Below are 2,211 nucleotides of genomic sequence, written 5' to 3' on the forward strand. Positions count from 1 at the left end.
CTGAGCTTCTTGCTCAGCATTAAACCGGGATTGCTGAAGGCCCAATTGCTGTTGCTGTAAACCTAGCTGGCGATCAGCCGTCTGCATGGAGTGCTCAGCTTTACGCTCTTGCAAACTAAATCCCTTTTCGGCCAAACCAAAGCGGCGATCAGAATCTGTAACAGATTGATCAAACTGATCTTGGCTTAGGCCAAAACGACGATCCCCGTCTTCACGCTGCCATGCCGCATTATCGCGGTGTATTTTTAGTTGCTCGTCTGCCCGCCGGTCTGCCGCCTGCCCGCGTTGGTATTGGTTCATCAGGCCGAACCCTTGGGCAAAACCATCTGCCAAACCACGCATATCTAAACCTGCCATGCCCCGCCTCCTATAAACTTACGAGTCAAAATGAAGACATAAGTAGACCTACGCCCGCCCCGATGGCCGCACCCCACGGACCGCCAACGCTGCCTGCTTGCGCACCCGCCATCATGCCGATACCAGCACCGGTGCCCACAGCCTGCATCTGCTGGGCTTTTTTAGCCGATGCCATTTGATCTTCATGCATTTTGGCTTGGCGTTGCTGACCTGCGAGGTCGCTCAGTCCTTGCATGGCTTCGCCTTCCATTTTCTGACGTAGTCCTAATAGCCCGTAGCTCATGAGTTCATCACCTTGTCTGGAATGTTGGAGAGGCCCATGCCGCCCGCTAAAATGGCGCCCTGGCGGTCTTGGGCCGATATACGTGCTTCGTTGCCAGCGCTCACCATGGAGGCGCTGCGCTCGATGTTAGTTCGGCGTTCTTCGGCGGCTTGCTGCTGAGGGGTCTGACTAATGCCAAAGCCTTGGCGCTGCAACGCCAAGCCCTGCTGGCTGCTGTCATACGCCAGCCCTACCGCGTTACTGGCGTTAGCGCCTGCGACGCCGGGTGCGTTGTTGTCTTGCGCTACGCGGGCAAGCTCAGTGACGTAGGGGGCAAAGCGGTTCTGCCAATCCCCCCACTGCGCGCGGTTAAGTTGGCCAAGAAGATGAGACGCCCCTTGGTCGCCGCGCATGGCTTGATTGGGGTCGATGCGTTGCTGTGCGGTTTGTGATGGGGTGTAATTTATCTGGCCTAGCGTGGGTTGGTATTGCATGGCGCCTCCTTAAAATCCGCCAAAGTAGCCAGCGCCTTGACCGCCAGCTAGCCCACCGGTCGCCGCTTCATCGTAAAGATTCAGTCCTTGCGCTGGCGTGGACTGATTCATGTAGTTGGCGGTACCGGCGCCCGCGACTTGTCCCAATAGCTGCAGGTTCGCACTACGCCGGTTAAAGCGGTTAGCTGCCGTTTGTTGGGCATCAGCAGCCGACTGTGCAGCCACCCCGGAAAGCCCCACCTGCGCCTGACCAGCTTGGCCCTGACCAATCGCCACAATATTTTGCAGGCCTTGGATTTGTTGGTTTTCCTGCTCGAACTGGGCACGCCCTAGGGTTTCACCACCTGCGCTGGCACCACCTAACGCAATGCCGCTCATTGCGGACTGAGCGCGGCCACTGGAGGGATCAATACCTGCTTGGCCTAACTGCATACCGGCCTGCTGGCTAGCGTCACTTACTGACTGCTGCTGGCTTTGCAACGTCCGGCCCGCGATGTAGCTCATATTGGCATCACTGGTCATATCGCCCACTGATTCCATGTATGCATTTTCGAGGGGCGCCAGTTTCTCTTGGGCGTAGTTCCATTTTTCCGCTGCCACTTGAGCTAACTGGCGTTGCTCGGGCGTGTCTTTCACATCGTTGCTACCGCCTCCACCGCCGCTCATTCCTCCCCCCCGTTCAGCGATTCGTTGACATCTTGCTGATACGTTTCGTCTTGCGTGGGGTCGAGTCCAGCTAGGTATTCATCCAGTCCGTCTTCGTGGAAATGGTCACGAATGGATAGGCTGACCTTATTCATCCACTCATAGCCACCGATTAGGTAGGCGCACTGTGTCACCAAGCCGGTCAACTGGTCGCGCAGCACAAAGGCCAAGGTTTTATAGTGATGGCTATCAGCGCGTTCCAGGTACGCGCTATCACGCCAATCCTGTAATGCACTGGCCATCAGGGGCCTAAGATAGGGTTCATGCTCACGGTAAAAAGGATTTGCGGGCAGCTCGATAAGCGCTTCCCAGAACGTGCGTATCAGCACGCCGTCGGTAACAGGCTTGTCTTTATCGATTAGATCATCGAGCGTTTGGGAAATACGAAACAGC

Annotated in this window: 5 protein-coding genes; all 5 read right to left on the reverse strand. The window is 56.5% G+C overall.

Annotation, left to right across the window (positions count from 1 at the left end):
• Nucleotides 1–357, reverse strand: a 357-nt coding sequence (locus ACT3TJ_RS17860) for a hypothetical protein (protein ID WP_444622824.1), incomplete at its 3' end; no start/stop codon positions are given.
• A gap of 25 nt (nt 358–382) precedes the next feature.
• Nucleotides 383–640, reverse strand: a complete 258-nt coding sequence (locus ACT3TJ_RS17865) for a hypothetical protein (RefSeq protein ID WP_441680128.1) — start codon at nt 638–640, stop codon at nt 383–385.
• Nucleotides 637–1,113 (reverse strand): hypothetical protein, encoded by a 477-nt coding sequence (locus tag ACT3TJ_RS17870; RefSeq protein ID WP_444622823.1) that lies wholly within the window; start codon nt 1,111–1,113, stop codon nt 637–639. Before ACT3TJ_RS17870 ends, ACT3TJ_RS17865 begins: the two co-directional genes overlap by 4 nt.
• Nucleotides 1,114–1,122: 9 nt before the next feature.
• Nucleotides 1,123–1,779, reverse strand: coding sequence for a hypothetical protein (locus ACT3TJ_RS17875; RefSeq protein WP_444622822.1), 657 nt, complete (start codon nt 1,777–1,779; stop codon nt 1,123–1,125).
• Nucleotides 1,776–2,211: hypothetical protein (locus ACT3TJ_RS17880; RefSeq protein WP_444622821.1), on the reverse strand; the 436-nt coding region annotated here is incomplete at its 5' end. The genes ACT3TJ_RS17875 and ACT3TJ_RS17880, both read right to left, overlap by 4 nt.

The organism is Halomonas sp. AOP30-A1-24 (assembly GCF_052378165.1).
GTDB classification, from domain to species: domain Bacteria; phylum Pseudomonadota; class Gammaproteobacteria; order Pseudomonadales; family Halomonadaceae; genus Vreelandella; species Vreelandella citrativorans.